Origin of the sequence: Microbacterium sp. CH1 (genome assembly GCF_001595495.1) — a bacterium.
In the GTDB taxonomy this organism is placed as follows: domain Bacteria; phylum Actinomycetota; class Actinomycetes; order Actinomycetales; family Microbacteriaceae; genus Microbacterium.
In genome coordinates this window covers 97,545-121,112 of the sequence record NZ_LOSO01000024.1, presented here as the reverse complement: position 1 = coordinate 121,112, position 23,568 = coordinate 97,545, and the positions used below count along the sequence as shown (strand labels likewise).

Below are 23,568 nucleotides of genomic sequence, written 5' to 3'. Positions count from 1 at the left end.
CGGTCAGGAGCGGGCGGGTCCGAGGGGAAGCGTCGCCGGGGCGTAGTCGAGGATGCGGTATCGCCCGCACGCGATGACGGCTGTCGGGGCTGCGGCGGTCGGCAGGTTCCACGCCACCGTCTGCGCGTCCTCGATGAGGAACGACACCTCCCCCGCCGCGAATTCGCGGCGGTCCACGAGCCACGCATAGCCGCGGAGCTCATGATCGACCTGCACGAGCCGGGTCGGGTCGGCCGCGTGCAGCTTCGGCAGCCGGACGGTCCAGAACTGTCCGGCACCGGTGCGCCCCGACGAGTCCACCCAGTCCGTCACGCACGCGAGGTCGGGGTCGGGAGCGCTCGCCGCCTGCACGATGCGGGGTACGGACGCGGCGCCAACGACGAGGAGGACGACGGCGACGACGGCGGGGACGACCCGCGCCAGCGTGGCTCGCGGCATCCGGACGCGTGGCAGGGCGAGGAGGGCGAGGACCGGGGCGAAGACGAGCGGCTGCAGGTACCGCGCCGCGTGGGTTCCCGCCGCGATGCCGCCGATCAGCACGACGAGCGGGAGTGCCCAGGCGGCCGTGGCCACCAGGCGGTCACCGGCGTCCGACGCGTGGGCCGTCCGCACGACCGCGAGCAGCGTCAGCGCCAGCACGGCGACCGTGCCGAACACCCCGCCGGGCGACGACAGCCGGTCGATCGCGAGGTCGGCGTAGTACGCGGCGGAGTGGATCCATTCCGCGGGCTGGATGTAGCCGGCGCCGGAGTTCGCAATCCATGCCGAGAAGGGAATGCGACCGAGGAAACCGAGGATGCTGCCCCCGACCAGCGCGGCGATCAGCGCGAGACCCCGGCGCCGGACCGCGAGAGTGGTGAGACAGAGGCCGCCCAGGACGAGGGAGAGGGGCACCGTGGCCCAGGCCCCGAACAGCGGATTGCTGAGGGTCGCCACTGCCGCGACCATCCCCAGAGACACGGGCAGTGCCGCACCCTTGCGGGGGCGATCGAGGAACCGCCGACACAGGCCGACGGCGAGGACGACGGCGACGACGGTCGCGGAGTAGTACGTCGTCGTCAGCATCAGCGACGCGAGCTCGAGCGCGTCTCGCGACGGCGAGGACTCCATGGCGATGAGGAGACAGAACACGCCGAGGGCGGCGACCGACCAGGCGACCGGTGTGCGTCCCTCGACGCGCCGCCCGGCGACGAGCCGGATCGCCCCGTAGAGCGTGAGCACGTTCACGACCGCGTTGACCGCCAGCACGCCGTCCACGTCGAACGGCAGCACGGCATCGAGGGCCGTGAACACCGCGATCTCGGGAAGGAAGAGCACGCTGGACAGCGCCCAGTCGCCCCCGCCCCCATCCAGGATCGATCGGCCGACGAGGGCCACGATCAGCGAGTCCCCGTCGTCGAACATCAGGGCCGAGCGCGGTGAGGAGGCGAGGTGTCCGACCGCGAGGAGCGCCAACGCCAGCGCGGCCGCCCACCCCGCCAGCTCGCGCCCCCAGACCCGCCGCATGCGACCACTCTGACACGCGATCTCGAAGCTCGCGGGGCCGACAGGCGCCTCGGCCCGGTAAACTGGACGGACACCGCCCGCCTGAGCCGCATGGCCGACGAGCCCCGAGGAGCCGCGTATATGCTGATGCTCCTCGCAGTGTTCCTCCTCGGGTCGCTCTTGATGCCCGTTCTGGTGCGCTGGCTGGGAGCTCAGGCTTTCGCCGTCGCCGCCCTCGTCCCGGCCGCCGCGTTCGTGCACGCGCTCGTGCTCACCCCGCACGTGCTCGACGGCCCCGTGCCGTTCGTCTCCGTGCCGTGGATCCCGCAGCTCGGACTGAACCTGTCCATGAACATGGACGTCCTCGGGTGGGTCCTCACGCTCATCGTCACGGGCGTCGGCGCGCTCGTGCTCCTCTACTGCCGCTGGTACTTCCACGACGAGGCCGCCGGCATCGGGCAGTTCGCGGGCGTCCTCCTCGCGTTCGCGGGGGCGATGTACGGTCTGGTCCTCACCGACGACCTCGTGATGCTCGTGATGTTCTGGGAGGCCACGAGCATCCTCTCCTACCTCCTCATCGGTCACTACCGTCGCCGCGCCGCCAGCCGACGCGCCGCGCTGCAGGCCCTCCTCGTGACCACGCTGGGCGGACTGGTGATGTTCGTCGGCGTCGTGCTGCTCGTCGTCGACACCGGGACGTCGAGCATCCGGGAGATCCTCGCCATCGCGCCGACCGGCCCGATCGTCGATGCGGCGATCGTCATGCTCCTGATCGGCGCCATCAGCAAGTCGGCGCTGTTCCCCTTCCACTTCTGGCTCCCCGGCGCGATGGCGGCCCCGACTCCGGTCAGCGCCTACCTGCATGCCGCGGCCATGGTGAAGGCCGGCATCTACCTCATCGCCCGCTTCGCACCCATCTTCGCGTTCAGTCCCACGTGGCGGCCGATCGTGCTCACGCTCGGCATCCTCACCATGCTCCTCGGCGGCATCCAGGCGCTGCGGGAGACCGACCTCAAGCGGGTGCTCGCGTTCGGCACGGTGAGCCAGCTCGGCTTCTTCGCGGTCGTCGTCGGCTACGGCACGCAGGCGGCCGCCCTCGCCGGCATCGCCCTCGTGATCGGGCACGCGCTGTTCAAGTCGGCGCTGTTCCTGATCGTCGGCGTCATCGACCGGCAGCTGTCCACCCGTGACGTGACCGAGCTCTCCGGCGTCGGCCGCCAGGCACCGGTCATGGCTACGGCCGCGTTCATCGCCGTGGCGTCGATGGCCGGGGTGGCACCGACCATCGGGTTCGTGGCGAAGGAGTCGACGCTCACGGCGCTGCTGGACGATGCGCAGGGCGGGTCGGCGTGGGGCCTCGTCGCCCTGATCGGCGTCGCTCTCGGGTCCATGCTCACTGCGGCATATGGCGTCCGCTTCCTCTGGGGGGCGTTCTGGACCAAGCGCGATGCCGACGGACAGCGGCAGCCGGACACGGTCTGGCCCGACCCCCCGGTGGGCTTTCTCTCCGCGCCGATCATCCTCGCCGGAGTGACGCTCGCCGCGGGTATCGGCGCCCCCGCGCTCGACGTCGCCCTCCAGCCGTATGCGCTGACCGCGACGCCGGGACTCGACCACGAAGGCGCAGCCGTCGAGGGACCTGGTCACCTCGCCCTCTGGCACGGCCTCGAGCCCGCACTCGGCATCTCGATCCTGTCGATCCTGCTCGGCATCGGGCTCTTCCTGCTCACGCGCCGGACCGGGTGGGACCGCCGCCCCCGCCTGCTGCCGTTCACGGCCGCCGACGCCTATTACGTGGTGATGCGCGGCATCGACCGGCTCTCGGTGCTGAGCACGACGCTCACCCAGCGGGGCTCGCTGCCCGTCTACGTGGGGACGATCTTCGTCGTCTTCGTCGCCGCCGAGGTCACCGCGCTCGTGGCGAGCGACATCGACCGCTATCAGCTCTCGCTGTGGCACACGCCGGCCCAGCTCGCCGTCGCGCCGATCATGGCCGTCGCCGGCGTCGTGGCGGTGCGTGCGCGCAAGCGCTACACCGGCGTCGTGCTCGCCTCGGTCACCGGCCTGGGCATGGTCGTCCTCTTCGCCACCAGCGGCGCACCGGATCTCGCGCTCACCCAGATCCTCGTCGAGACGGTGACGATGGTGACCTTCGCGCTCGTCCTGCGCCGACTGCCGGCGCGCATGGGCGAGCACAACGCCTCCGTGAGCCGCATCCCGCGCGCTCTCCTCGGCATCGGCGTCGGCCTCACCATGGCGTTCGTGGCCGTCGTCGCGACCCAGTCCCGCGTGGCCGACCCGATCTCGGCGATCTTCCCGGAGATCGCGTACGAGATCGGCCACGGCAAGAACGTCGTGAACGTGGCGCTCGTCGACCTCCGCGGCTGGGACACGATGGGCGAGCTTTCCGTGCTCGTGCTCGCCGCGACCGGTGTCGCCTCGCTCGTGTTCGTCACGCACCGCGCCGACCTCCTCGCCGCCACCAAGACCCTGCCCCGCTCGCTGCGGAAGTCCGCGCGCAGCCGGCCGCTCGTGGAGACCCGGGACGGTGTGCGCTTCCAGACCGCGGAGAACCGCTCGGCACCGCGGGCCTGGCTCGTCGGCGGCCAGAAGATGAAGCCCGAGAACCGGTCGATCCTGCTCGAGGTCATCGTCCGCATCCTGTTCCACACGATCATCGTCGTGTCGATCTTCCTGCTCTTCGCCGGGCACAACCTCCCCGGCGGCGGCTTCGCGGGCGGGCTCGTCGCCGGCATGGCGCTCGTCATGCGCTACATCGCGGGAGGGCGCTGGGAGCTGGGCGCTGCGGCGCCGACCGATGCCGGTCGCCTCCTCGGCACGGGTCTGATCCTCGCCGTGGGCACCGCGGTGGTGCCGCTGTTCTTCGGCCTCGCGCCGCTCACCAGCACCTTCTGGGAGTGGGAGATCCCCGGCATCGGACACATGGAGTTCGTGACCTCGACCATCTTCGACATCGGCGTCTACCTCGTCGTGATCGGGCTCGTGCTCGACGTGCTCCGCAGCCTCGGTGCGGAGGTCGACCGGCAGGCGGCGCTCCGCCCCGGCGAGAGCACCGCCGTCGACTTCTCCTCGCGGACCGGGGGGAACGGCTGATGGACGTCTCGCTGGCCCTCATCGCGATCATGGCCGTGCTCTTCGCCTGCGGCGTGTACGCGATGCTGGAGCGCAGCCTCACCCGCGTCCTCATCGGCTTCCTCCTGCTCGGCAATGCGACGAACCTGCTGCTGCTCATCGTCATGGGCGTGCCGGGCAACGCGCCGTTCTTCGGTACCGACGGCGATCTGAGCGACCCGCTGCCGCAGGCCCTGACGCTCACCGCCATCGTCATCACGTTCGCGGTGTCGGCCTTCCTGCTCGCGCTCATCTACCGGTCGTGGCAGCTCGGCCAGGCGGACACGGTCGAGGACGACGAGGCCGACATCGCGCTGCGCGAGCGCACCGACGAAGACGAAGACCTCATGGACGACGAGTCGGATACGGACGACGACGACGCCACGACCGACTTCGTGGGCGTGCAGACCGCGCCGATCACCGTCCTGCACATGCGCGACAACCCGGCGATCCACGATGACGCGCCGTACGACGCGCCCTTCGTCGCCGAGCCGGAGCCCGAACCCGACGGTGCCGCCGACGGCGCTGCAGACCGGGACGACGACACGACAGACGGGGAGGGCAGGCCATGACCACGCTCGTCCCGCTCCTCGTCGCCCTGCCGCTCCTCGGGGCGGCCATCACCCTCGTCTTCGGTCGCAACGCGCGCCTGCAGGTGTTCGTCACCGTCGCCACGCTCGCGGTCGTGTCCGTCATCGCGGCGGTGCTACTCGTCGTCGTCGACGCGGGCTCCCCGCTCGCGGTATCCGTGGGCGGGTGGCCGGTGCCATTCGGCATCGTCCTCTACGTCGACCGTCTCGCCGCGCTCCTGGTGCTCGTCTCCAGCGTGGTGCTGCTCGCGGTCCTCCTCTTCTCCATCGGTCAGGGTGTGGCCGACGGGGCGGACGAGACCCCGATCTCGATCTTCAACCCCTCGTACCTGATCCTCGCCGCCGGCATCTTCAACGCCTTCATCGCCGGTGACCTGTTCAACCTGTACGTCGGGTTCGAGATCCTCCTCGTGGCCTCGTACGTGCTCATCACCCTGGGCAGCACGGAGTCGCGCATCCGCACCGGCGCCGTCTACATCGTCGTCTCGCTCGTGTCGTCGATCCTGTTCCTCGCGTCGATCGCGATGATCTACGGCGCACTCGGCACGGTCAACATGGCGCAGATCGCCGAGCGGATGTCGGAGCTGCCGCAGGACACGCAGCTCGTGCTGCACCTCATGCTCGTGGTCGCCTTCGGGATCAAGGCCGCGATCTTCCCCGTGTCGTTCTGGCTGCCCGACTCCTATCCGACCGCTCCCGCGCCCGTCACGGCCGTGTTCGCCGGCCTGCTGACCAAGGTCGGCGTGTACGCGCTGATCCGCACCGAGACGCAGCTCTTCGCCTCGAACAGCATCGACACGCTGCTGCTCATCATCGCGTTGGCGACGATGATCGTCGGGGTCCTCGGCGCCGTCGCGCAGGCCGAGCTCAAGCGGATCCTGTCGTTCACGCTCGTCAGCCACGTCGGCTACATGATCTTCGGTCTCGCGATCGCGACCCCGGCGGCGATCGGCGCGACCGTGTACTACATCGTCCACCACATCGTCGTGCAGACCACCCTGTTCCTCGCGGTGGGACTCATCGAGCGTCGGGCCGGCAGCACCTCCATCCTCCGGGTCAAGGGTCTGCTCAAGATCGCGCCCGTGATCGCCCTGCTGTACTTCATCCCGGCGATCAACCTCGGTGGTCTGCCGCCGTTCTCCGGGTTCATCGGCAAGTTCGCCCTGTTCGAAGCAGCCGCGTCCGTGGGCACGCCGCTCATGATCGTGCTCATCTTCGGCGGCATCATCACGTCGCTGCTCACCCTCTACGCGCTTATGAGGGCCTGGAACCTCGCGTTCTGGCGCGAGGAGGAGGACTCGACCGAGACCGAGGGGCGCATCTCGTACCTCACCGGAGCCCCCGCCGCGGATGAGCAGCAGGAGCGCCGGCACATCCCCAAGATCATGACCGTGGCCACCGCCGGGATGGTCACCGTGACGGTGGCCCTGACGATCTTCGCCGGACCGCTGTACGCTCTGTGCGACCGTATCGGGGCGGGCCTGCTGCAGCCGGTCAACCTCGTCCAGCTGGAAGACGAGGTGGAGGGATGAGCCCCGAGACCAAGAGCGTCTGGCGGGACATCGGCATGCAGCTGCCGTTCCTCGCCTGGCTGATCGTGCTGTGGATGCTGCTGTGGGCCCAGTTCACGGTGCTCTCCTTCCTCACGGGACTCGTGGTGGCGATCTTCGTGACGCGGGTGTTCCGTCTGCCCACGGTCGAGCTCTCCGGGCGCATTAACCTCTGGTACGGCGCGCTGTTCGTCGTGCAGTTCCTCTTCGCGATCCTCCGTGGCGCGCTCTCGGTGACCGTGCAGGTGTTCGACTTCCGCCGGCAGCCCGGCACCGCCATCATCGCGGTGCCGCTCCGCTATGCCGACGACCTCGTCATGACGCACGTCGCCGTGGTGTCGTCGCTCATCCCGGGTTCCCTGGTAGTCGAGGCCGACCGCGACCGCGGGATCCTCTATCTGCACGTGATCGGCGTGCGCAGCCGGGAGGACGTCGAGAAGCAGCGGCAGGGCGTGCTCGGCTGGGAGAAGCGCATCGTCCGGGCGCTCGGCAATCCGACCCAGTACCGCGCGCTCAAGGCCGACGAACGTGCCGGCCGCATCGACCCCGCGACGATCGGCGGTGCCCGATGAACACCCTGCTCCTCATCATCCTCGCCGTGTTCGGCGTGGCCGCGATCCTCGCCGTCATCCGCATCGTGCGCGGTCCGTCGATCCTCGACCGTGCCGTCGCCGCCGACGTGCTGCTGACCGAGGTCATGTGCGTGCTCGGCGCCGAGATGGCCATCAACGGCCACACCCGCAACATCCCCGTGCTCCTCATCATCGCGGCGGTCGGTGTGTTCGGATCGATCGCGGTCGCCCGGTTCGTCGCGAGAAGGGACAACACGACACCATGAACGTGTTCGGTCTGATGATCCCTGATGCCGTCGTCGACGTGGCGGTGCTCGTGCTCATCCTGCTCGGGGCGATCCTCTGCCTCTCCGCCTCCGTGGGGCTCCTGCACTTCCGCGACGTGCCCACGCGACTGCACGCCGCGACGAAGCCGCAGGTGCTCGGGCTGCTGCTGATCTGCGTGGCGATCGCGCTGTCGCAGCGGTCCGTCGGCGGTGTGCTGTTCGGCCTCGTGCTCGTGGCACCCGTGGTGCTCATGCAGTTCGCGACTGCGCCCCTGTCCGCGCACATGGTGGGCCGGCAGGCCTACCGTAACGGCACGATCGAGCAGCGGGGTGTCGTCGTCGACGAGCTCGCCGAGTCGAAGCAGACCCCTCCCGCCGCCGGCTGACCGCTTCGAGTCGCGCACTGTGCTCCATTTCGGCCGCAGATGCCGCACAGTGAGCGATTCGAAGGGCTAGGTGCGGGCGGCGAAGGCCTCGATGAGGCGGGCGGCCGGCTCGGAGTCGCTGATGAGGGTGCCGTGTCCGTGGTCCGGGATGACGGCGAGCTCCGCCCCCGGGATGGCATCGAGGATGTCCTGGCACCAGCTCATCGGGGCCAGCGGGTCGTCCTCGCCGCGCAGCACCAGCACCGGGCAGGCGATGCGCACGAACGCCTTCTCCGGCTGATGCACGATGGTCGCCCGCATCTTGCGGATCAGGTGCGGGCCGCCGCGGAGGTACTCGCGGGCACCGCGCCAGATCACGAGGGGGCGCTCGCCCAGGAGGTCCTGAAGGAGGTAGCGGGCCTGGGCGCCGATGTTCCGTTCGGCCTTGTCGACGGTCGGACCCGCCAGCACGACTCCGGCCACGAGGGACGGATGCCGGGCGGCGAGCTCCGCGGCGATCTGACTGCCCATGGAGTGCCCGATCACCACGACGGGGTCGGCGTCGACGTGCCGGAGGTAGGCGGCCACGAGGTCGGCGTGCCGCTGCATCGTCAGCGTCCGTGTGGGCTCCGGGGCCTCGCCGAAGCCGGGGAGGTCGAGCGCGATCACCCGCCCCTGCAGCCGCTGGGTGAGGTCGAGGTAGACGCTGCGCCCCATGCCGATGCCGTGGAGCAGAAGGAAGGTGGGCGGCCCGTCGCCGAAGGTCTCGGCGATGAGGGTCGCTCCTCCGTGCTCGAACTCGAGGAGGGTGGCCGGCGTCCCCTTCGGGGCGAGGTAGCTGGTGGGCACCCGACCACGCTAGCCGAGCAACCTCAGCCCCTTTCTCAGCCGGCAGGGGTGAGCGTCAGGGTGTCGACCGCGGCCGCCTTCACGGCCTTCGGCGTGAACGCCCAGTGACGCTGGACCCCCGTCGACCAGTCCTTCGTCTGATCGACGTAGTGCGCGTGGAAGGCGTGACCGGAGGCTCCGGTGAGGTGGATCCAGGTCGAGTCGTCGAAATCGGCGAGGTCGACGACCATGCGCATGGAGGGGACGGTGGTGGTGGCGTACGAGACGCCGAGCTGCCACCCCGTCGCATCGACCACGGAGGCCCCACCACCCACCGGATAGGGCCCACGGTTGAAGAGGGCCTCGATCGGGGCGATGCCGGAGGAGCCGAACGTGTCGCTGGTGAGGGTGAGGGCGTGCAGGTCGCCCCAGTTCCAGCGCGCCACGTCCGTGCCCTGGATCCCCGACAGCTCGTCGTACGCCTCCTCGGCCGACAGCGCGAGCATCTCGTCCCTGCTCTCGACATCGAGGTCGGGGTTGCTCCACAGCGGGTCATCGGGGTCCTCGAGCATCGCACCGACGACGGTGAACAGGCGACCCTGGCCGTCGATCGGCAGGGGCTGCTCGCCCTCGGCGAAGATGTTCTGCACGAGGTTCGACCACAGCACGTTCGCGTATGCGGCCCCGGCGGACGACGCGCTGTTCTGCGCGTCCCACCCGCGCAGCAGCTCGACCGCCCGCTGGGGCCCCGCTCCCTCGACCTCGACGTCGTCCATCGCGGCCACGAGCTGCGTGCCGATCCACATCTCGCCGTCCATCTGGATCTCGCGCATGTCGTCGGCCGTCAGTGGTCCGGCGGCGGCCCGGCGCTCGATGAGGTGCGCGATGCGGGCGGCGCGGTAGCCCTGGTCCCAGTCCCGCGAGAGGAAGTGCTCGTAGTCGTCGGTGACGATGGCATTGTTGGCCGTGACGATGTACCCGGAGCGGGGGTTGTAGGACACCGGCAGCTCCTCGAACGGGATGTACCCGGTCCAGTCGTAGCTGCTGTCCCATCCGGGCTGCGGCATCCAGCCGTCGCCGGCCCCGCGGATCGGCAGGCGGCCGGGGGTCTGGTAGCCGATGTTGCCGTCGACGTCGGCGTAGATGAGGTTCTGCGCCGGCACGTCGAACAGGGAGGCCGCGCGGCGGAAGTCCTCGAAGTCCTGGGCGGTCGACAGCGCGAAGATCGCCGTCGCGGTGGTGCCGGGATCGAGCGCCGTCCACCGCAGGCTCACGGCGTACTCGGCATCGTCGGACCCGGGGGCATCGGGCACGGTGCCCTCCGCCGTGAGCCCGGGCGTCGGATCGTCCGCGATCGCGGTGAAGTCGTCCGTGAGGCCGGAGATGATCGGTCCGTGCACGGTGGACCGGATGGTGAGCTCGATGTCGTCCCCGCCGGCGACCTCGATGGTCTCCGTGCTCTCCTCCAGCGGCACGAGCTCGCCGTCGCGCCAGTAGGAGTCGCCCTCGATGCGCTCGACGTACAGGTCGGTGACATCGGTGGTGAGGTTGGTGAAGCCCCACGCCACGCGCTGGTTGTGGCCGATGACGATGCCGGGCAGTCCGGAGAAGGAGAAGCCGCCCACGTCGAACGGGCAGTCCTCGTCCACCGTCGAGCACTTGAGCTGCACCTGGTACCAGACCGACGGGAGCGAGGCGCCGAGGTGTGGGTCGTTGGCGAGCAGCGGCATCCCGGACTCGGTGAGGTCGCCGGAGACGACCCAGGAGTTGGAGCCGATGCCCTCGCCGACGTCGCCGACGAGCATGCTCGCCGCCTCGATGATGGAGGACGTCTCCTCCCACTCCACCGTGGTGAGCGCCTGCTGCGCCTCGCCGTCTCCCTGAGGCGTGGGGAAGGCCGCAGGCTCGGCGCCGGGCTCCAGCGGCGGGACGGTGGAGATGGTGGGCACGATCACCGGGTTCCGGTCGAAGGGGTAGTCCGGGTAGAGCGTGCCGAGCAGGGCCTCCACGTCGGCGTCCGGGTCGTCGGCGAGCTGCCCCGCGAGCAGTGCGCGTTCGGTCTCGTCCTCGACGTTGGTGCGGAGATCCCAGGCCATCGCCTTCAGCCACGCCACCGAGTCCGCCGGCTCCCACGGCTCCGGCTCGTAGTCGGGGTTCTGCAGTCCGAGGACCGCGTACTCGAGCGACAGCTCCGCGCCCGAACGCGAGGACAGATAGGCGTTGACGCCGTCCGCGTAGGCCTCGTAGTAGCCGCGGGTGACGTCGTCCATCGCCTCGACCTCGGCCTCGGCGGTGGTGCGCCAGCCCAGGGTGCGCAGGAACGCGTCGGTGCCGGCCTGGGAGGCGCCGAACAGCTCGGCGACCCGCCCGGAGGTGACGTGGCGGCGGAAGTCCATCTCGAAGAACCGGTCCTGCGCGTGCACGAAGCCCTCGGCGAAGAAGAGGTCGTCCGAGGAGTCGGCGGTGATCGTGGGCACCCCGCTGGCGTCGCGCTGCACCGTGACCTCCGCCTTCAGGCCGTCGAGCGTCGTGGTGCCCGAGGTCTGCGGGAAGGAGCGCTGGATCGTCCACGTCACGAAGAACGCGGCGGCGACGGCCACGATCACGACAGCGGCGACCACGAGGAACGCGATGCGTCCGATGCGGGCACCCAGGGAGGGGCGCGGGGGAACGGCGGACGCCGGCGAATCGGTCATCATCGTCGAGAACTCTTTCGGGTAGCCAGGTGGGACTCAGTCCCACCGAGCCCCAGTACGCGTTTCACGGGTACGCGCTCTCGCATCATAGCCCTCCCGCGCTCGCCGCGGGACGGCCCGCGGCGAGCGGGAGGCTCAGCCGATGAGGCTGGGCTGCAGATCGCGTAGCGTGCGGCGATGCGTCATGCGGGTCACCCCGATCATCGCCAGCAGCAGGGCCCCCGCCAGCCAGGCGCCCAGCACCGCCAGATCCCAGCCGGCCCGGGCGTAGTCGCCGCCGTACATGAGCTGGCGCATGGCATCGACGACGTAGCCGAGCGGCAGCACATGGTGCAGCGCCGCCAGGGGAGCGGGCAGGGTCTGCCACGGGAACGTCCCGCCGGCCGTGACGAGCTGGAGCACCATGAGGACGAGCCCGAGGAACTGCCCCACGGAGCCGAGCCAGACGTTGAGGGCGAGGATGATCGCGGCGAACGTGGCCGAGGCGAACATCATCACCCCGAGGGTGCCCAGCGGATGATCGAACGTGAAGCCGAGCGTGAGCGCCAGGATGCCCATCAGCCCGAGCATCTGCACCGCGCCGAGCATCGCCGGCGTCAGCCAGCCTGCGAGCGTGATCCGGATCGGGGAGTGCAGCGCCGTGACGGCGCGGCGGGAGATCGGCTTCACGATGAGGAACAGCGCATAGATGCCGATCCATGCGGAGAGGGCGGCGAAGAACGGGGCGAGGCCCGCGCCGTAGTCCTCGGCGGAGGCGACCTTGTCGCTGGAGACCTTCACCGGATCGGCGATCGTGTCGGCCTGCAGTGAGCGCAGGTCGGGGGTGGAGGCGGGGATGGCCTGCACGCCGTCGGCGAGGCCGTCCCGCAGCTCCGCGGTCCCGGAGGACAGCGTCTGCAGACCGTCGCGGAGCTGGGCCGCGCCCGCGTTCGCCGCGGCCGCGCCCGTCGCGAGGGTGCCGGCACCGCCGGCGAGATCGCGCGCCCCCGCGGCCAGGGAGGCGGAACCGGCGGCGAGCTGGTCGACCTTGCCGACCGCGTCCTGCACCTGGGCGTTGCCCTCCTCGATCCGGGTGCCGAGAGGATCCAGGCGCGCGAGCACCGCGTCGATCTCCTCGGGCGCGAGTCCCTGCTCGGTGAGGACGTCGGTGATGTCCGCGCGCACCTGCGGCAGGGCATTCGTCGCCTCCTGCACTGCGGCCCCGGCCCGGTCGGCGACGTCGGCGAGCTGGCGGTTGCCTGCACTCACCTGCTGGGCGCCGTCGGCGAGGGTCTGCGCCCCGGAGGCGAGCTGCGCGGAGCCCTCGGCGAGCTGCGCTGTGCCGTCGGCGAGGGACGTGCTGCCGGAGGCCGCGGTGCTCGCGCCGTCGGCGAGCTGTGTGGCGCCGTCGGTCGCGGAGATCAGGTTGTCGCGCACGTCGCTGAGGCCGGTCAGCAGTCTCTCCGCGGCCTCGCTGCCGACCATCTCGGCGACGGAGCTGCGGATCTTCTCGACGGCCTGCGATCCCATCGACGAGGCGAGGTAGTTGTTCGCGTCGTTCGTCTCCAGCTCGATCCGGGCCTGGTGCGGGTCGTCGCCCGCCGCGGAGGTGAGGGCGGCGGAGAAGTCGGCCGGGATCGTCACAGTGAAGTCGACCACGCCATGGCGCAGGGCGTCGGCGGCCTCCTCCTCGGTCATGCGCTGCCAGTCGAAGGCGTTGCCCTCGATGAGGTTCTCCGCCACGTCCTCGCCGTAGTTGACGGTCTCGTCGGTCGCCGGTTCGGTACCGGTCGTGGGGGCGGGAGCGCCCTCGTCGTCGACCACGAGGGCCACGGGGACCTCGGAGAACTTGGCATACGGGTCCTGGTTCGCCCAGAGATAGAGGCCGCCGTAGAGGATCGGCACGCAGATGAGGGCCACGAGGGCCAGGATGCCCATCCGGCTCGCGGTCAGGCGGCGGAGCTCGGCGGCGATCATGGCGGGAACCTTCATCGCGCTTCTCCTTCCTCGTCGGTCGTGGGTTCGCCCTGGTCTGGGGCGTCATCGTCGGTCGCGGATCCGTCCGCCGCCCCGCTCTCCTCCGGCGTGTCCGCCGTGGGTTCCGGACGTTCGAGCACCAGGGGCTCGATCGGTCCGGACGCATTGATCGCGTCGAACTCGTGCATCCGCTCGAGGGCGACGGCGGCGGAACCGCCGACGATCACGAGCATCGCGTATCCGCGGTCCGCGAACTCTGCCGCGATGCGCCACCATCCGTCCGGGCTGCCGCCGTGACGGTCCGGCGCGACGAGGACGATGCCCTCGACGCCCTCGCGGAGCACCGCGAGCTCGCACAGGATGCGCACGCGCGCGGCCGGATCGACCGAGCCGATGGGGACGGAGGCGAGCTCCTGGTACCCCACCCGGCCGAGCCAGCGGCGGGCGTGGAGCGGAGTCGCGCCGCGTCCGGCGAACATCAGCTCCTCGCCCACCACCCCGGCGAGGGTGATGTCCGGGTGCGGGTCGCTCACGTCGGGGGCGTCCACGAGGGCAACCCGGCGGCGCAGCTCCTTCGGACTCGCCGCCGCATCGATGGTGACGCGGCCCGTGTCCGGACGCATCCGCCCGCTCGCGATGAGGCCGAGCACAGTCGGCCGCTGCTCGGTCTCCGCGAGGGCGTAGCGGACGGCGCCGGAGTGGAACTCGAGACTCATGGACGGAAGCGCCTGGCCGGCGCGACCCTTGCTGACCTCGTGCAACGTGATCCTCATGCACCGACCTCCTGGTCCTCGGCGGTGATGTCCTGGTGAGTGGAGAGCAGCTCGTCGGCCTCGCGCCAGGAGAGCCCGGCGATGCTGAGCACGGCCCGGACGGCGACGTCTCCCGCGCCGCGGCTCTGCGCGTCGGTGCGGGAGACGACCGTGCGCGCCATCTCCTCGATCAGTCGGGCGAGCGTCGGGGCGGCGAGGTCCGTGCGGAAGCTGCCGTCCTCCTGTCCCCGTCGTACGAGGGCGGCGACGCTCCGGCGCAACGGCGCGAGGGCTGCCGCGGTGTGCCCGACGTGCGCCTCGTCGAGGGCGAGCGCGGCGGCGACCTGGATGTGCCCCGCCTCCTCCCAGAGCCGGGCGGCCAGTCGGGCGAGAGCGAGGCGGGCGTCGGGGTCGTGGATCGAGGCGGCGATGGCGTTGAAACGCTGAGCGCCCGTGGAGACGAGTTCGCGGATCAGGGCGTCCCGGTCCTCGAAGTGCCCGTAGAGGGTGCGGCGGGACAGGCCGGCGGTGCGGGCGATCGCGTCGAGGGAGGCGTGCGGGTCGGTGGCAAGGGCGCTGCGAGCCGCGGACAGGATGCCGGCGCGGTTTTCCGCAGCGTCGCGACGAAGGGCGCGAGTGGTCATCCCTTCATGGTAATAACGTGCACAGCTCTGTGCAAGATAACTCAGCAACCTCGCAGCGTTCCGGTCCTGCGCCAGGACGCGGAGGTTCCTCCGGGGTGAGCTGTGTTATGTTACGCGTCGCGCTTCGGCGCATTTCTCAGCGGAGAGACCGGTCCGGACCGGCACTCCGGCGGGATCGGTCCAGGGAACGGCGGGGGGACGCCATGATCGAGAAGAAGGACGATGTGCGCGCGGGGAGTGCGACATCGGTGGCAGGGGATCGGCACCGCGGTCTGCAGGGCAGGCTAACGGACGCGATCGTCTCGGGGGCGCTCGCGCCGGGGACACGGCTGGACGAGCGCGACCTCGCTGTCGCACTCGACGCCCGGGCGGCAGAGGTGCTCCGCGCCCTCGACCGCCTCGCCACGGTCGGGCTCGTCGCGGTGCGCCGCGACGGTACGCGGTGGGTGACCGCGCTCGACGGCGACCGGGCGCGTGATGTGGTGGCCCTGTTCGGCGACGTCTGGATCGGCTCCGTCCGGCGCACGATGACGGTGCTCCACGCCGACGACCTCGCCTACCTGGACGAGCTCGTCGACGATGTGGCCCTGGCGGTCCGGTGGCGGGACGGAGCCGCGTTCGGCGGGGGCCTGCGTGCTCTCGCCGTCGCCTTCGCCCGGATCGAGGGCAACGCGGAGCGTGCCGAGCTGGTCCGGAATCTGGGCACGCTTCTCGCGTGCGTCGCCCGTCGCGCGGGAAGTGTCTTCGACTGGTCGGATGTGCGCGCCGCGGTCGCAGGGATCGCCGTCGTGCTCCCCGGTCGCGACGCCGCGGCGATGCGCGCCGCTCTCATGACGCTGTTCGATGACGTGCTGCCGGGGATCGTCGACCGCGCGGTGGCGCCGACGCGTCCGCTCGCCGCCGCGTCCTGATCGCGGCCCGAGGGGCGCCCGGTGACCCGCAGCGCCCCGTGCGCTCAGTCGGTGCCGGAGTCGAAGGCCGCGCGCTCGGAGGCGGTGTCGACCGCGTCCGCGAGGTTCTCGTCCGCCTCCGAGATCGAGCCGTGCACCGACTCGGTGATCTCCGCCGACTCGCCGGCGGTCACGCGTCCGACGAGCTCGCCCGTCGCGCCGCCGACGAGGCCGAGGCCCGCGTACTGCTCCAGGCGGGCGCGGGAGTCGGCGATGTCGAGGTTGCGCATCGTGAGCTGACCGATCCGGTCCACGGGGCCGAACGCGGCGTCGCCGACGCGCTCCATCGACAGCTTCTCCGGCCCGTACGACAGGTTCGGGGAGACGGTGTCGAGGATCGTCCAGTCGTCGCCGCGGCGCAGGCGGATCGTCACGGTGCCCGAGATCGTCGAGCCGACCCAGCGCTGGATGGACTCGCGGAGCATGAGCGACTGCGGCTCGAGCCAGCGGCCCTCGTACATGAGGCGGCCGAGGCGGCGACCCTGCTCGTGGTACGTGGCGAGGGTGTCCTCGTTGAGGATGCCGTTGACGAGGCGCTCGTACGCGATGAAGAGCAGCGCCATGGCCGGAGCCTCGTAGATGCCGCGTGACTTCGCCTCGATGATGCGGTTCTCGATCTGGTCGCTCATGCCGAGGCCGTGGCGCCCGCCGATCGCGTTCGCCTCCTGCACCAGGGCCACCGGGTCGCTGAACTCGACGCCGTTGATCGCGACGGGACGGCCGCCCTCGAACGTCACCGAGACGTCCTCGGTCTCGATGGCGACGGACGGGTCCCAGAACTTCACGCCCATGATCGGGTCGACGGTCTCCAGCGACACGTCGAGGTGCTCGAGCGTCTTCGCCTCGTGGGTCGCGCCCCAGATGTTCGCGTCCGTCGAGTACGCCTTCTCGGCCGAGTCGCGGTACGGGAAGCCGTGCGCGACGAGCCATTCGCTCATCTCCTGGCGACCGCCGAGCTCCGTGACGAAGTCCGCGTCGAGCCAGGGCTTGTAGATGCGCAGGCGGGGGTTGGCGAGCAGGCCGTAGCGGTAGAACCGCTCGATGTCGTTGCCCTTGTAGGTCGAGCCGTCGCCCCAGATGTCGACGCCGTCCTCGCGCATCGCGCGCACGAGCAGGGTGCCGGTGACCGCGCGGCCGAGCGGCGTGGTGTTGAAGTAGGTCTTCCCGCCGGAGCGGATGTGGAAGGCGCCGCAGGAGAGCGCGACGAAGCCCTCCTCGACGAGCGCCGTCTTGCAGTCGATCAGGCGCGAGGCCTCGGCGCCGTACTCCAGCGCGCGCCCGGGGATCGAGGCGATGTCGTCCTCGTCGTACTGTCCGAGGTCACCCGTGTAGGTGAAGGGGACGGCGCCCTTGTCGCGCATCCAGGCGACGGCGACGGAGGTGTCGAGTCCTCCGGAGAAGGCGATGCCGACGCGCTCGCCGACGGGCAGGGACTGGAGGACCTTGGACATGGCTCCCAGTCTATCGGCGGCGGCGTGTCGCCCCGTCTCGCCTCAGACGAGCCGCGTCATGACGCCCAGCGCCGCATAGGTGCCCAGCGCGCGGCGATCGCACGTGACGAGCGGGGCGCCGGCATCCCGTGCGGCGAGGCCCACGAGGCCGTCATAGACCGCCCCGCCGGAGATCCCCGCATCGGCGAGAACATCGACGGCGGTGCGAGCGGTGTGCTCCGAGAGTGACACCGAACGGGGAAAGGCGGTGCGGATGGCGAGCGCGGCGGCCGACGGGGTCAGCCGATCGGGGGGCGGCAGGCGGGTCAGGACGGAGTACGTCTCTGCCGAGGCGTGTCCGGCGAGGCCGAGGGTCGCGCCGGCGCAGAAGGTCTGCACCGCGCCGTGCGCCGTGTGGTCTTCCACGAGAAGAGCGACCGCCGCACTCGTGTCGAGCACGAAGTCAGCGCTGGTCGGCAAGGCGGAGCTCGCGAACGTCATCAGCTGTGAGGGTGGTGCCGGAAGAGCGGACGACCAGGCGGCCGTCCTTCTCGACGAGGTTGTCGGGGGCCTCGATCTCGATCCGGATGCCGTTGCCGTCGAGGACGAGGTCCACCGGCCCGGGAACCAATCCGACACGCTCGCGGAGTGCGGCGGGGATGACGATTCGTCCTGCCTTGTCCATGGTTGCCTTCATGCCGGGAGAATACCATTCGGATGGGTGGCACGGGTGTCGGCTGCGTGAAGTGAGAGAGTGGACGCACGGAGGTCGGACATGGGTGGAGCGATTCTGTGGGGAGCCGTCGCGGCGGCTCCGCTGTTCGTCGGCGCGGTGCTCGCGATGCTGCGCACCTGGCCGCCGCGGTGGCTGGGCATCGTGCTGGGTTTCGGCGCCGGAGCGCTGATGGCCTCCATCGCCTTCGAGCTGTGGGAGGAGGGGCTCGACCGGGGTGGCCCGATCCCGCTCGTCACCGGCGTCGCCCTCGGAGCCCTCAGCTACTACATCGCCGCCCGCATCCTCGACGCCAGGGCCGCGAGGAAGAAGGGCGAGGCCGGGGGAGGCCAGCTCGCGGTGGGCGCCCTCCTCGACGGGATCCCGGAGCAGCTCGTCCTCGGCATCGGTCTCGCCTCGGGGGAGCCGGTGAGCATCGCGCTCGTCGTCGCCATCCTCGTCTCGAACCTTCCGGAGTCCATCGGCTCCGCCGCCGACCTGCTCGACGGCGGCATGCGGCGGTCCAGAGTGCTGCTGCTGTGGGCCGGCGTCGCCGTGGTGTGCGCGCTCGCCACCGTCGCCGGCTTCGCGCTGGCCAGCGTGACCGGCGAGGTCTTCCGTTCGGGGGCGAGCGGTTTCGCCGCGGGCGCCCTGCTCGTCATGCTGGTGGACTCGATGGTCCCGGAGGCGCAGTCGAAGGCGAAGGAGTCCACGGGGCTGGCGACCGTCCTCGGATTCGCGCTCGCCGCCGGTCTCGCCTTCGCGTCCTGAGCCGCAGCCGTGACGCCGCGCGTCAGGCGCTGCCGCGGCGCACGCTGCGCCCGGTGATGCTCTGGATGCGGAATGACAGCGGAAGGTCGCGGTCGTCTCCGGCCCAGGGGTTCACCCGCGCCGCGGCGCCTGCGGCCCGGTCCTCCGGAACCCGCGACAGTGTGCCGTGCATCAGAACGCTCCACCCCATCCCGCCCAGCGGGTCGTGATAGTCCACCTCGAACGACACTTCGGCCGATGCGTCCGACAGCGCGGCCAGACGACCGTCCGGAGATGTCCGCAGGAGCAGCTCATGACCCGAGACAGCGAAGTTCACTGGATGGATCTTCACCCTGCCGTCGTCCAGGTAGCCGATGCGGCCCACCGTGGTGGTCGCCAGCAACTCGTAGGACTGCTGTTCGTCGAGTTCGTGGATCATGCGGACACTTCCTCCCCCTGTGCCGCCAGTGTAGCCACGGCGCGTCGGATCATCGAGGGCGCCCGTCCGGAATCACGACGACTCAGCGCGAGGGGAGCGCCACGACGTCGAACTGCACCTGGACGTCACCGGGGATGTCGGCGACGACGCTTCGGGTGCTGCTCGTCCCGGGAGTCAACAGGTTCGGGGCGAAGGCCGCCGTGATCGTGTACTCGCCCGGGTAGACGAGGTACAGCGACGGTGCGGTAGCCGCGTCGGAGGACAGAGGATCATCGATGCCTCCGATGCGGAACGGTGCCGGCTCGAAGGAGACCTTGCTCTGCACCGCGTCGATGAACAGCGAGAGGGTCAGGGACTGCGTGAGCACCCACTCCGACGACTCGTCGTCCCAGCGGACGTCCAGCGACGACTCGTGCGGTTGGCCGGCGAGCTCGTAGCGGAAGAACACGCGGCGCGCGTCATCATCACCGCTCACCGCGGGTGCCTCCTGCTCCACCGACACGTCCGTGATGCGGCCGTCCGCCGCTTGCAGGACCGCGTCGGAGCGGAGCGTCTCGAAGTCCCCGGTCTCTTCGGCCGTCGTGCCGTCATGCTGAGCGGCAACGGCGGCCTCGTCGAGGGCGGTCGCCGTGGTCGCGTCGCCCTGGGAGATCGCGGTGAGGTATTCGCTCACGATGGTCGATGGATCGGGCCGCTGGCTGCCTCCCGTACAGGCCGTCAGGACGATGGTCGACAGCACGATGAAACCCGTGGCCGCCAGGGCGGAGCGTCTACTCGATCTGCGCAAAGGACGGCTTCCTCCACTCGATGAGGTCAAGCTGAAGCGAATCGAGCTTGTTGGACGTGTTCTGCGTCGCACTCACGAAGAGCTGGACCGCGCCGATGGTCGAGGCGACGGCGCCGAACATTGCCGTGACCAGCGAGAGCGCGGCGGCGATGATGCCGAGGACCGCGCCGACGCCTGAAGGGGACGTCAGCACTGCCGCCGCGAGGCTGAGGATGGCGGACACGACGCCCATGATGGCGATCACGGCCCCGCCGACGAAAGCAGCCAACTCGAGATAGTAGTTCTCGATATCGTCCGCGTGCGTCCGGAGCACGTCCTTGAGCGCGCTTGCGGCGGGCTCGACGCGGGCAAGATCGACGATCTGGTTCTCGATCGCGATTCCGTACCGCTTCGTGGGCTCTCCGTCGTCCCACGTCATGTAGCCGTCGAGCTTGTCCTTGTTGATGTCGAGCTGCACAGCGGCGTCGCCGATGCCGTCGATCTCGGAGGCGACCGCACGCAGCTCATCGGGGCTTCCGAGGTATCCGGCCGCCTCACGGAGGACGGCGATACGCGCGAGGCAGTCGTCCAGTGCCGCCAGCGCGGCATCGGTGATCCGCCGTACCATCCAGTCGATCACCGGCCCGGGGATCGGAATCGCGACGGTTCCCAGGCGCGCGTTCATGCTGGCTTCGACGGCACTCCGGATCAACCCCGGTGCGATGCGGATGGTGTCGCGCACGCTCCGCTCCGCCTCGTCGAGCTGGCTGATGATCTGCCGCCGGAGGGCGTCCACATAGCTGCTCACAGCGATGCCATCTCCTGTTCGACGCGAGCGATCTCGTCCTGCGCGTAGCCTTCCATCTCCATGTACTCGATGGAGGAGTCGAGCAACGCGCGTGCGATGCCCTCGAAGACTTCCTCGCCGTCGCGCAGATAGGTCCGGACGGCGGTCAGCGCGCCGGTGAAGGCGGTGAACAGCTCCGCGGATCCGGGGGCGATGGAGAACGCCTGGCGGTTCAGATCAAGGGCGTCGATCGTCTCGCCCCATCCTCGGAGCGTGAGGCTCCACTGCTGCCACGACTCGTTCGCGTCGGTGCGAAGAGCTTCCTCGTCGTACTCGGACATGGCTTCTCCTACTCGAATCGGTGGAACGTGTCGGACGCCTTGGCCGCCTGCTGGGCGACACGGAGGATCTCCTCTGCGAGCACGCGGTCGGAGCACGAGCGCACCCATTGGTCCTCGAGGTGCACGCTGCGCACGCTCCCGAAGGACGCGGTGACCGCGAGCTGGCCGAAGTCGTCCGAGATCGTGAGGGAGGGTGGCTCCTCCCCGGAGGTGACGGCGGCGATGATCGCCCTGGAGGCTTCGATCGGCAGAGCCGCACCGGTCGCCTGTGTCACCAGGAAGGCGGTATTGACGGCGGCCGTGTATTCGGCGGCGGAGCGGTCCTTCGCGGGGCCGTGGATCTCCAGTTCTGCCGGGAAGCCGGTCTCTGTCAGCGAGACCGTGACCTGCACGGCCTCCGTACCCACGTACGCGGAGATCTCGCGCTCGACCTCCCTTCGGCTGGCGCGCAGCTGCTCCTGCAGAGCCACCCCCTGCTCCTGCAGGAGCTGCATCCTCTCGAGAAGGGTCGCCTGCTCGCCCATCATGCCCACCGTGCATCCAGGGCTTCGGCGATGCTGCGGTTCGCTCCTTCGACCGCCGCTGCCGCCCCCCGTATGCGCCCCGGGTCGTATGACTTCACGGGACTCATGCGCCCCAGTGTAATCAGCGCCCGGGAGAACGCCAGGGATCGGCCCGATCGAGGTGCTCGGTGCGGGTGATCACTCGAAGCCGGGGTACTCCTGCAGCCGCTCCTCGAACTCCGCGCGGTCGGCCTCGCTCAGCACCTTGCCGGCGATGACGACGAGCTGGAGCCCCTCGATCGGCTCTCCGGTGCGCGCACTCTGTGCCTCCCGCGAGGTGCGGAAGCCGCCGTCGGCGTCGTTCGACAGGTCGTAGATGTTCGCGTAGAAGCGCAAGGGGTCGGGGTAGTTCTCCGTGTAGTACTCCCACGTCGTCTGCGTGCGCGGGTCGTCGCTGCCGTAGAGCTTGGCGATCATGGACGGGTCGATGCCGGAGCCCGCGGGGTCGTTGAACGAGTACAGGTTCCACAGGCCGTGCTCCGCCACCACCTCGTCGATCGCGGCCATCACCTCGAGCTTGCGCGGGTAGCCCTGCACGGGCTGCTCGGTCGCCCAGGCCGCCGACGTGTACTCCGACAGCATCGACTCGCCGCCGTAGCCGTTCCGCTCCGGTCGCACGTCTTCCTCGCCGACCTGGACCCAGGTGAACCCGAAGTCCGCGGTGAGCCGCTCGCGGATGTCGGCGAAGAGAGCGTCGGCCTCGGCGCGGACCTCCTCCATGGACTGCTGGGTGAGCGCTTCCTGCGGGGCCGTGCCCTTGATCCCGGGGTAGGCCTCCGCATGCCGCTGCTCCGCGGTCTTCACGCCTTCGTAGTTGCCCGACGCCGAGGTGCGCAGTGCGCTGAGCGCCCCGACCGTTGCGACGTTGAACAGGATGGTGAGGACGAGCGCGATGATCCCGAGACGCCGTCCACCAGGGGTGAAGAGCGCGGCCACGATCACTCCCAGCACCACGAGTTGCAGCGTGATCATCGTCACGCCGTACAGCAGGTCGGTGCCGCCGACCACGAGCGTGCCGAACAGGATCAGGACGAAGAGGGTCGCGGCGACCAGCGCGATCCAGCCCAGGGCATTCGCCGAGGGCTTCTTCTCCTCGGGCGGCAGCGGGGAGAGGGCGGGCGGCGTGGGACCGACCTGCTGCTGCCGCCGGGCGCCGCGATAGCCCCCGGGTGGCGGGACCGGCGGGGCGCCCTCGGTGCCGCCCACATACCGGGCGCGCTGTCGCTCGTGATCGTTCACCATGGCTTGTCCGCCCCGGTGCCGCCGGGCTCATCGCCCTGCTGCTGATCGCGTTCCTGCGTCCCCTGCTCGAGCTTGTCCTGGAGATCCTGAAGCTTGTCCTCCGACGGCTGCGGCTCCTCCTGCTGTTCCTGCTCGTCCTGGGGCTGCTGTTCCTGCTCCTGCTGTTTCTGCTTGAGGCGGTCCTCGGTGCTGTCGAGGGTGTCCGTCATGTCGCGCTCGGGATCGGGAGACTGCTGCTGCGCCTCCTCGCTGTGGCACTCCTCCGGGGTCTCGACGGTGATCGTCAGCGCCTCGCCGTAGAGGGCGGTCGCCCCGGCACCGTCGCCCTCGGCCCTGGCGGCATCGCCCATCCGCTCGACCACGAGGGCGAGGTTGATCCGGACCGGGCAGACCTCGAGCCCGCTGGCGAGACCCAGGGCACGCTCCAGTTCTGCGCGGGAGGCGGGGAGTTCATCGGCCCCGGCCAGTGCGGTGCCGATGTTGTACGGCGCCTTGAACGGCTCGAACCAGTTCAGGACGTCCTGTCCTCGCGCCGAGGACTCGGAACCCGCGAAGTCGTCGACGACGTAAGCGGTGATGGCCTGATGGGCGAACGCGTACATGCTGAGCAGTTTGCCGACGAAGAGCAGCGCGGCGAGGGTGAGCGGGATCGTCCCGATCGCGACCCAGCGGCGGATGAGCCGGCGACGGCGGTTCGAGCGGAGGAGGTCTGTGGCGGCCTCGTCCCGGGCAGGCATCACGACGCACCTCCT

Annotated in this window: 24 protein-coding genes; 8 read left to right on the top strand and 16 right to left on the bottom strand. The window is 70.2% G+C overall.

Annotated elements, in window-relative coordinates; genetic code table 11:
• Positions 1–3: 3 nt before the first annotated feature.
• Positions 4–1,506, bottom strand: a complete 1,503-nt coding sequence (locus AUV07_RS15890; RefSeq protein ID WP_062637632.1) for a hypothetical protein — start codon at positions 1,504–1,506, stop codon at positions 4–6.
• Positions 1,507–1,626: 120 nt separating this feature from the next.
• Here AUV07_RS15890 and AUV07_RS15885 point away from each other — a divergent pair, with 120 nt between their 5' ends.
• From AUV07_RS15885 to mnhG, 6 genes are read left to right on the top strand one after another with little or no spacing between them, the layout of a single operon-like run.
• A complete protein-coding gene (locus AUV07_RS15885) occupies positions 1,627–4,599 on the top strand; it encodes a Na+/H+ antiporter subunit A (protein ID WP_062637630.1) in 2,973 nt (990 codons plus the stop codon).
• Positions 4,599–5,189, top strand: a complete 591-nt coding sequence (locus AUV07_RS15880; RefSeq protein ID WP_082803010.1) for a Na(+)/H(+) antiporter subunit C — start codon at positions 4,599–4,601, stop codon at positions 5,187–5,189. Before AUV07_RS15885 ends, AUV07_RS15880 begins: the two co-directional genes overlap by 1 nt.
• The gene (locus tag AUV07_RS15875) at positions 5,186–6,739 is read left to right on the top strand and encodes a Na+/H+ antiporter subunit D (protein WP_062637628.1); all 1,554 of its coding nucleotides are present in this window, start codon (positions 5,186–5,188) and stop codon (positions 6,737–6,739) included. The genes AUV07_RS15880 and AUV07_RS15875 overlap by 4 nt, the downstream gene beginning before the upstream one ends.
• Complete coding sequence (locus AUV07_RS15870) at positions 6,736–7,329, top strand: Na+/H+ antiporter subunit E (protein ID WP_062637626.1); 594 nt, start codon at positions 6,736–6,738, stop codon at positions 7,327–7,329. The genes AUV07_RS15875 and AUV07_RS15870 overlap by 4 nt, the downstream gene beginning before the upstream one ends.
• A complete protein-coding gene (locus AUV07_RS15865) occupies positions 7,326–7,595 on the top strand; it encodes a monovalent cation/H+ antiporter complex subunit F (RefSeq protein WP_025105196.1) in 270 nt (89 codons plus the stop codon). Before AUV07_RS15870 ends, AUV07_RS15865 begins: the two co-directional genes overlap by 4 nt.
• Positions 7,592–7,981, top strand: coding sequence for a monovalent cation/H(+) antiporter subunit G (gene mnhG / locus AUV07_RS15860; RefSeq protein WP_062637624.1), 390 nt, complete (start codon positions 7,592–7,594; stop codon positions 7,979–7,981). The genes AUV07_RS15865 and mnhG overlap by 4 nt, the downstream gene beginning before the upstream one ends.
• A 66-nt stretch (positions 7,982–8,047) precedes the next feature.
• Here the strand turns inward: mnhG and AUV07_RS15855 are convergent, their stop codons facing one another.
• The 5 genes from AUV07_RS15855 to AUV07_RS15835 form a co-directional block, all read right to left on the bottom strand.
• Positions 8,048–8,809, bottom strand: coding sequence for an alpha/beta fold hydrolase (locus AUV07_RS15855; protein WP_062637622.1), 762 nt, complete (start codon positions 8,807–8,809; stop codon positions 8,048–8,050).
• A gap of 35 nt (positions 8,810–8,844) precedes the next feature.
• Positions 8,845–11,487: a penicillin acylase family protein gene (locus AUV07_RS15850; protein WP_157524118.1), complete on the bottom strand. Its 2,643-nt coding sequence runs from the start codon at positions 11,485–11,487 to the stop codon at positions 8,845–8,847.
• 132 nt (positions 11,488–11,619) lie between these two features.
• The gene (locus tag AUV07_RS15845) at positions 11,620–13,455 is read right to left on the bottom strand and encodes a YhgE/Pip family protein (RefSeq protein WP_062637620.1); all 1,836 of its coding nucleotides are present in this window, start codon (positions 13,453–13,455) and stop codon (positions 11,620–11,622) included.
• Positions 13,452–14,213, bottom strand: a complete 762-nt coding sequence (locus AUV07_RS15840; protein WP_082803008.1) for a hypothetical protein — start codon at positions 14,211–14,213, stop codon at positions 13,452–13,454. Before AUV07_RS15840 ends, AUV07_RS15845 begins: the two co-directional genes overlap by 4 nt.
• Entirely contained in the window at positions 14,210–14,836 is a 627-nt protein-coding gene (locus AUV07_RS15835) for a TetR/AcrR family transcriptional regulator (protein ID WP_062637618.1), read from the bottom strand. Before AUV07_RS15835 ends, AUV07_RS15840 begins: the two co-directional genes overlap by 4 nt.
• Before the next feature lie 203 nt (positions 14,837–15,039).
• Between AUV07_RS15835 and AUV07_RS15830 the strand changes: the two genes are divergently transcribed.
• On the top strand, positions 15,040–15,747 hold the full coding sequence (locus AUV07_RS15830) for a GntR family transcriptional regulator (RefSeq protein WP_062637616.1): 708 nt from the start codon (positions 15,040–15,042) through the stop codon (positions 15,745–15,747).
• Between the two features lie 44 nt (positions 15,748–15,791).
• Here AUV07_RS15830 and argG read toward each other — a convergent pair whose 3' ends face one another.
• Genes argG through AUV07_RS15815 form a run of 3 tightly spaced genes read right to left on the bottom strand, consistent with a single transcriptional unit; the run spans position 15,792 to position 17,913 of the window.
• Positions 15,792–17,237, bottom strand: coding sequence for an argininosuccinate synthase (argG, locus tag AUV07_RS15825; RefSeq protein ID WP_025105204.1), 1,446 nt, complete (start codon positions 17,235–17,237; stop codon positions 15,792–15,794).
• 42 nt (positions 17,238–17,279) lie between these two features.
• Positions 17,280–17,717: a PIN domain-containing protein gene (locus tag AUV07_RS15820; RefSeq protein WP_062637614.1), complete on the bottom strand. Its 438-nt coding sequence runs from the start codon at positions 17,715–17,717 to the stop codon at positions 17,280–17,282.
• On the bottom strand, positions 17,680–17,913 hold the full coding sequence (locus tag AUV07_RS15815) for an AbrB/MazE/SpoVT family DNA-binding domain-containing protein (RefSeq protein WP_231868294.1): 234 nt from the start codon (positions 17,911–17,913) through the stop codon (positions 17,680–17,682). Before AUV07_RS15815 ends, AUV07_RS15820 begins: the two co-directional genes overlap by 38 nt.
• Before the next feature lie 78 nt (positions 17,914–17,991).
• Between AUV07_RS15815 and AUV07_RS15810 the strand changes: the two genes are divergently transcribed.
• Positions 17,992–18,699, top strand: coding sequence for a ZIP family metal transporter (locus AUV07_RS15810; RefSeq protein ID WP_062637612.1), 708 nt, complete (start codon positions 17,992–17,994; stop codon positions 18,697–18,699).
• Between the two features lie 22 nt (positions 18,700–18,721).
• Here the strand turns inward: AUV07_RS15810 and AUV07_RS15805 are convergent, their stop codons facing one another.
• The 7 genes from AUV07_RS15805 to AUV07_RS15775 all read right to left on the bottom strand — a co-directional run bounded on the left by AUV07_RS15805 (position 18,722) and on the right by AUV07_RS15775 (position 23,553).
• Complete coding sequence (locus AUV07_RS15805; protein WP_062637610.1) at positions 18,722–19,117, bottom strand: pyridoxamine 5'-phosphate oxidase family protein; 396 nt, start codon at positions 19,115–19,117, stop codon at positions 18,722–18,724.
• Between the two features lie 82 nt (positions 19,118–19,199).
• Positions 19,200–19,856: a hypothetical protein gene (locus AUV07_RS15800; RefSeq protein ID WP_062637608.1), complete on the bottom strand. Its 657-nt coding sequence runs from the start codon at positions 19,854–19,856 to the stop codon at positions 19,200–19,202.
• Between the two features lie 31 nt (positions 19,857–19,887).
• On the bottom strand, positions 19,888–20,691 hold the full coding sequence (locus tag AUV07_RS15795) for a hypothetical protein (protein WP_062637606.1): 804 nt from the start codon (positions 20,689–20,691) through the stop codon (positions 19,888–19,890).
• On the bottom strand, positions 20,688–21,011 hold the full coding sequence (locus AUV07_RS15790; protein ID WP_062637605.1) for a hypothetical protein: 324 nt from the start codon (positions 21,009–21,011) through the stop codon (positions 20,688–20,690). Before AUV07_RS15790 ends, AUV07_RS15795 begins: the two co-directional genes overlap by 4 nt.
• A gap of 8 nt (positions 21,012–21,019) precedes the next feature.
• Positions 21,020–21,505, bottom strand: coding sequence for a hypothetical protein (locus AUV07_RS15785; protein WP_146008202.1), 486 nt, complete (start codon positions 21,503–21,505; stop codon positions 21,020–21,022).
• Between the two features lie 207 nt (positions 21,506–21,712).
• Positions 21,713–22,816 carry a DUF4118 domain-containing protein gene (locus tag AUV07_RS15780; RefSeq protein WP_062637600.1) on the bottom strand — a complete coding sequence of 368 codons (1,104 nt, stop codon included), beginning with the start codon at positions 22,814–22,816 and terminating at the stop codon, positions 21,713–21,715.
• Positions 22,810–23,553: a hypothetical protein gene (locus AUV07_RS15775; RefSeq protein WP_062637598.1), complete on the bottom strand. Its 744-nt coding sequence runs from the start codon at positions 23,551–23,553 to the stop codon at positions 22,810–22,812. The genes AUV07_RS15780 and AUV07_RS15775 overlap by 7 nt, the downstream gene beginning before the upstream one ends.
• Positions 23,554–23,568: the final 15 nt, after the last annotated feature.

What these genes read in the sequence shown, in the direction of transcription:
- AUV07_RS15775 (WP_062637598.1), bottom strand. Translation starts at nt 23,553, where the DNA reads ATGCCTGCCCGGGACGAGGCCGCCACAGACCTCCTCCGCTCGAACCGC.
- AUV07_RS15850 (WP_157524118.1), bottom strand. Translation starts at nt 11,487, where the DNA reads ATGATGACCGATTCGCCGGCGTCCGCCGTTCCCCCGCGCCCCTCCCTG.
- AUV07_RS15845 (WP_062637620.1), bottom strand. Translation starts at nt 13,455, where the DNA reads ATGAAGGTTCCCGCCATGATCGCCGCCGAGCTCCGCCGCCTGACCGCG.
- AUV07_RS15870 (WP_062637626.1), top strand. Translation starts at nt 6,736, where the DNA reads ATGAGCCCCGAGACCAAGAGCGTCTGGCGGGACATCGGCATGCAGCTG.
- AUV07_RS15805 (WP_062637610.1), bottom strand. Translation starts at nt 19,117, where the DNA reads ATGATCCACGAACTCGACGAACAGCAGTCCTACGAGTTGCTGGCGACC.
- AUV07_RS15880 (WP_082803010.1), top strand. Translation starts at nt 4,599, where the DNA reads ATGGACGTCTCGCTGGCCCTCATCGCGATCATGGCCGTGCTCTTCGCC.
- AUV07_RS15820 (WP_062637614.1), bottom strand. Translation starts at nt 17,717, where the DNA reads ATGACGTTCGCGAGCTCCGCCTTGCCGACCAGCGCTGACTTCGTGCTC.
- AUV07_RS15865 (WP_025105196.1), top strand. Translation starts at nt 7,326, where the DNA reads ATGAACACCCTGCTCCTCATCATCCTCGCCGTGTTCGGCGTGGCCGCG.
- mnhG (WP_062637624.1), top strand. Translation starts at nt 7,592, where the DNA reads ATGAACGTGTTCGGTCTGATGATCCCTGATGCCGTCGTCGACGTGGCG.
- AUV07_RS15890 (WP_062637632.1), bottom strand. Translation starts at nt 1,506, where the DNA reads ATGCGGCGGGTCTGGGGGCGCGAGCTGGCGGGGTGGGCGGCCGCGCTG.
- AUV07_RS15830 (WP_062637616.1), top strand. Translation starts at nt 15,040, where the DNA reads ATGATCGAGAAGAAGGACGATGTGCGCGCGGGGAGTGCGACATCGGTG.
- AUV07_RS15780 (WP_062637600.1), bottom strand. Translation starts at nt 22,816, where the DNA reads ATGGTGAACGATCACGAGCGACAGCGCGCCCGGTATGTGGGCGGCACC.
- AUV07_RS15835 (WP_062637618.1), bottom strand. Translation starts at nt 14,836, where the DNA reads ATGACCACTCGCGCCCTTCGTCGCGACGCTGCGGAAAACCGCGCCGGC.
- AUV07_RS15840 (WP_082803008.1), bottom strand. Translation starts at nt 14,213, where the DNA reads ATGAGGATCACGTTGCACGAGGTCAGCAAGGGTCGCGCCGGCCAGGCG.
- AUV07_RS15815 (WP_231868294.1), bottom strand. Translation starts at nt 17,913, where the DNA reads ATGAAGGCAACCATGGACAAGGCAGGACGAATCGTCATCCCCGCCGCA.
- AUV07_RS15790 (WP_062637605.1), bottom strand. Translation starts at nt 21,011, where the DNA reads ATGTCCGAGTACGACGAGGAAGCTCTTCGCACCGACGCGAACGAGTCG.
- AUV07_RS15875 (WP_062637628.1), top strand. Translation starts at nt 5,186, where the DNA reads ATGACCACGCTCGTCCCGCTCCTCGTCGCCCTGCCGCTCCTCGGGGCG.
- argG (WP_025105204.1), bottom strand. Translation starts at nt 17,237, where the DNA reads ATGTCCAAGGTCCTCCAGTCCCTGCCCGTCGGCGAGCGCGTCGGCATC.
- AUV07_RS15885 (WP_062637630.1), top strand. Translation starts at nt 1,627, where the DNA reads ATGCTGATGCTCCTCGCAGTGTTCCTCCTCGGGTCGCTCTTGATGCCC.
- AUV07_RS15810 (WP_062637612.1), top strand. Translation starts at nt 17,992, where the DNA reads ATGGGTGGAGCGATTCTGTGGGGAGCCGTCGCGGCGGCTCCGCTGTTC.
- AUV07_RS15785 (WP_146008202.1), bottom strand. Translation starts at nt 21,505, where the DNA reads ATGCAGCTCCTGCAGGAGCAGGGGGTGGCTCTGCAGGAGCAGCTGCGC.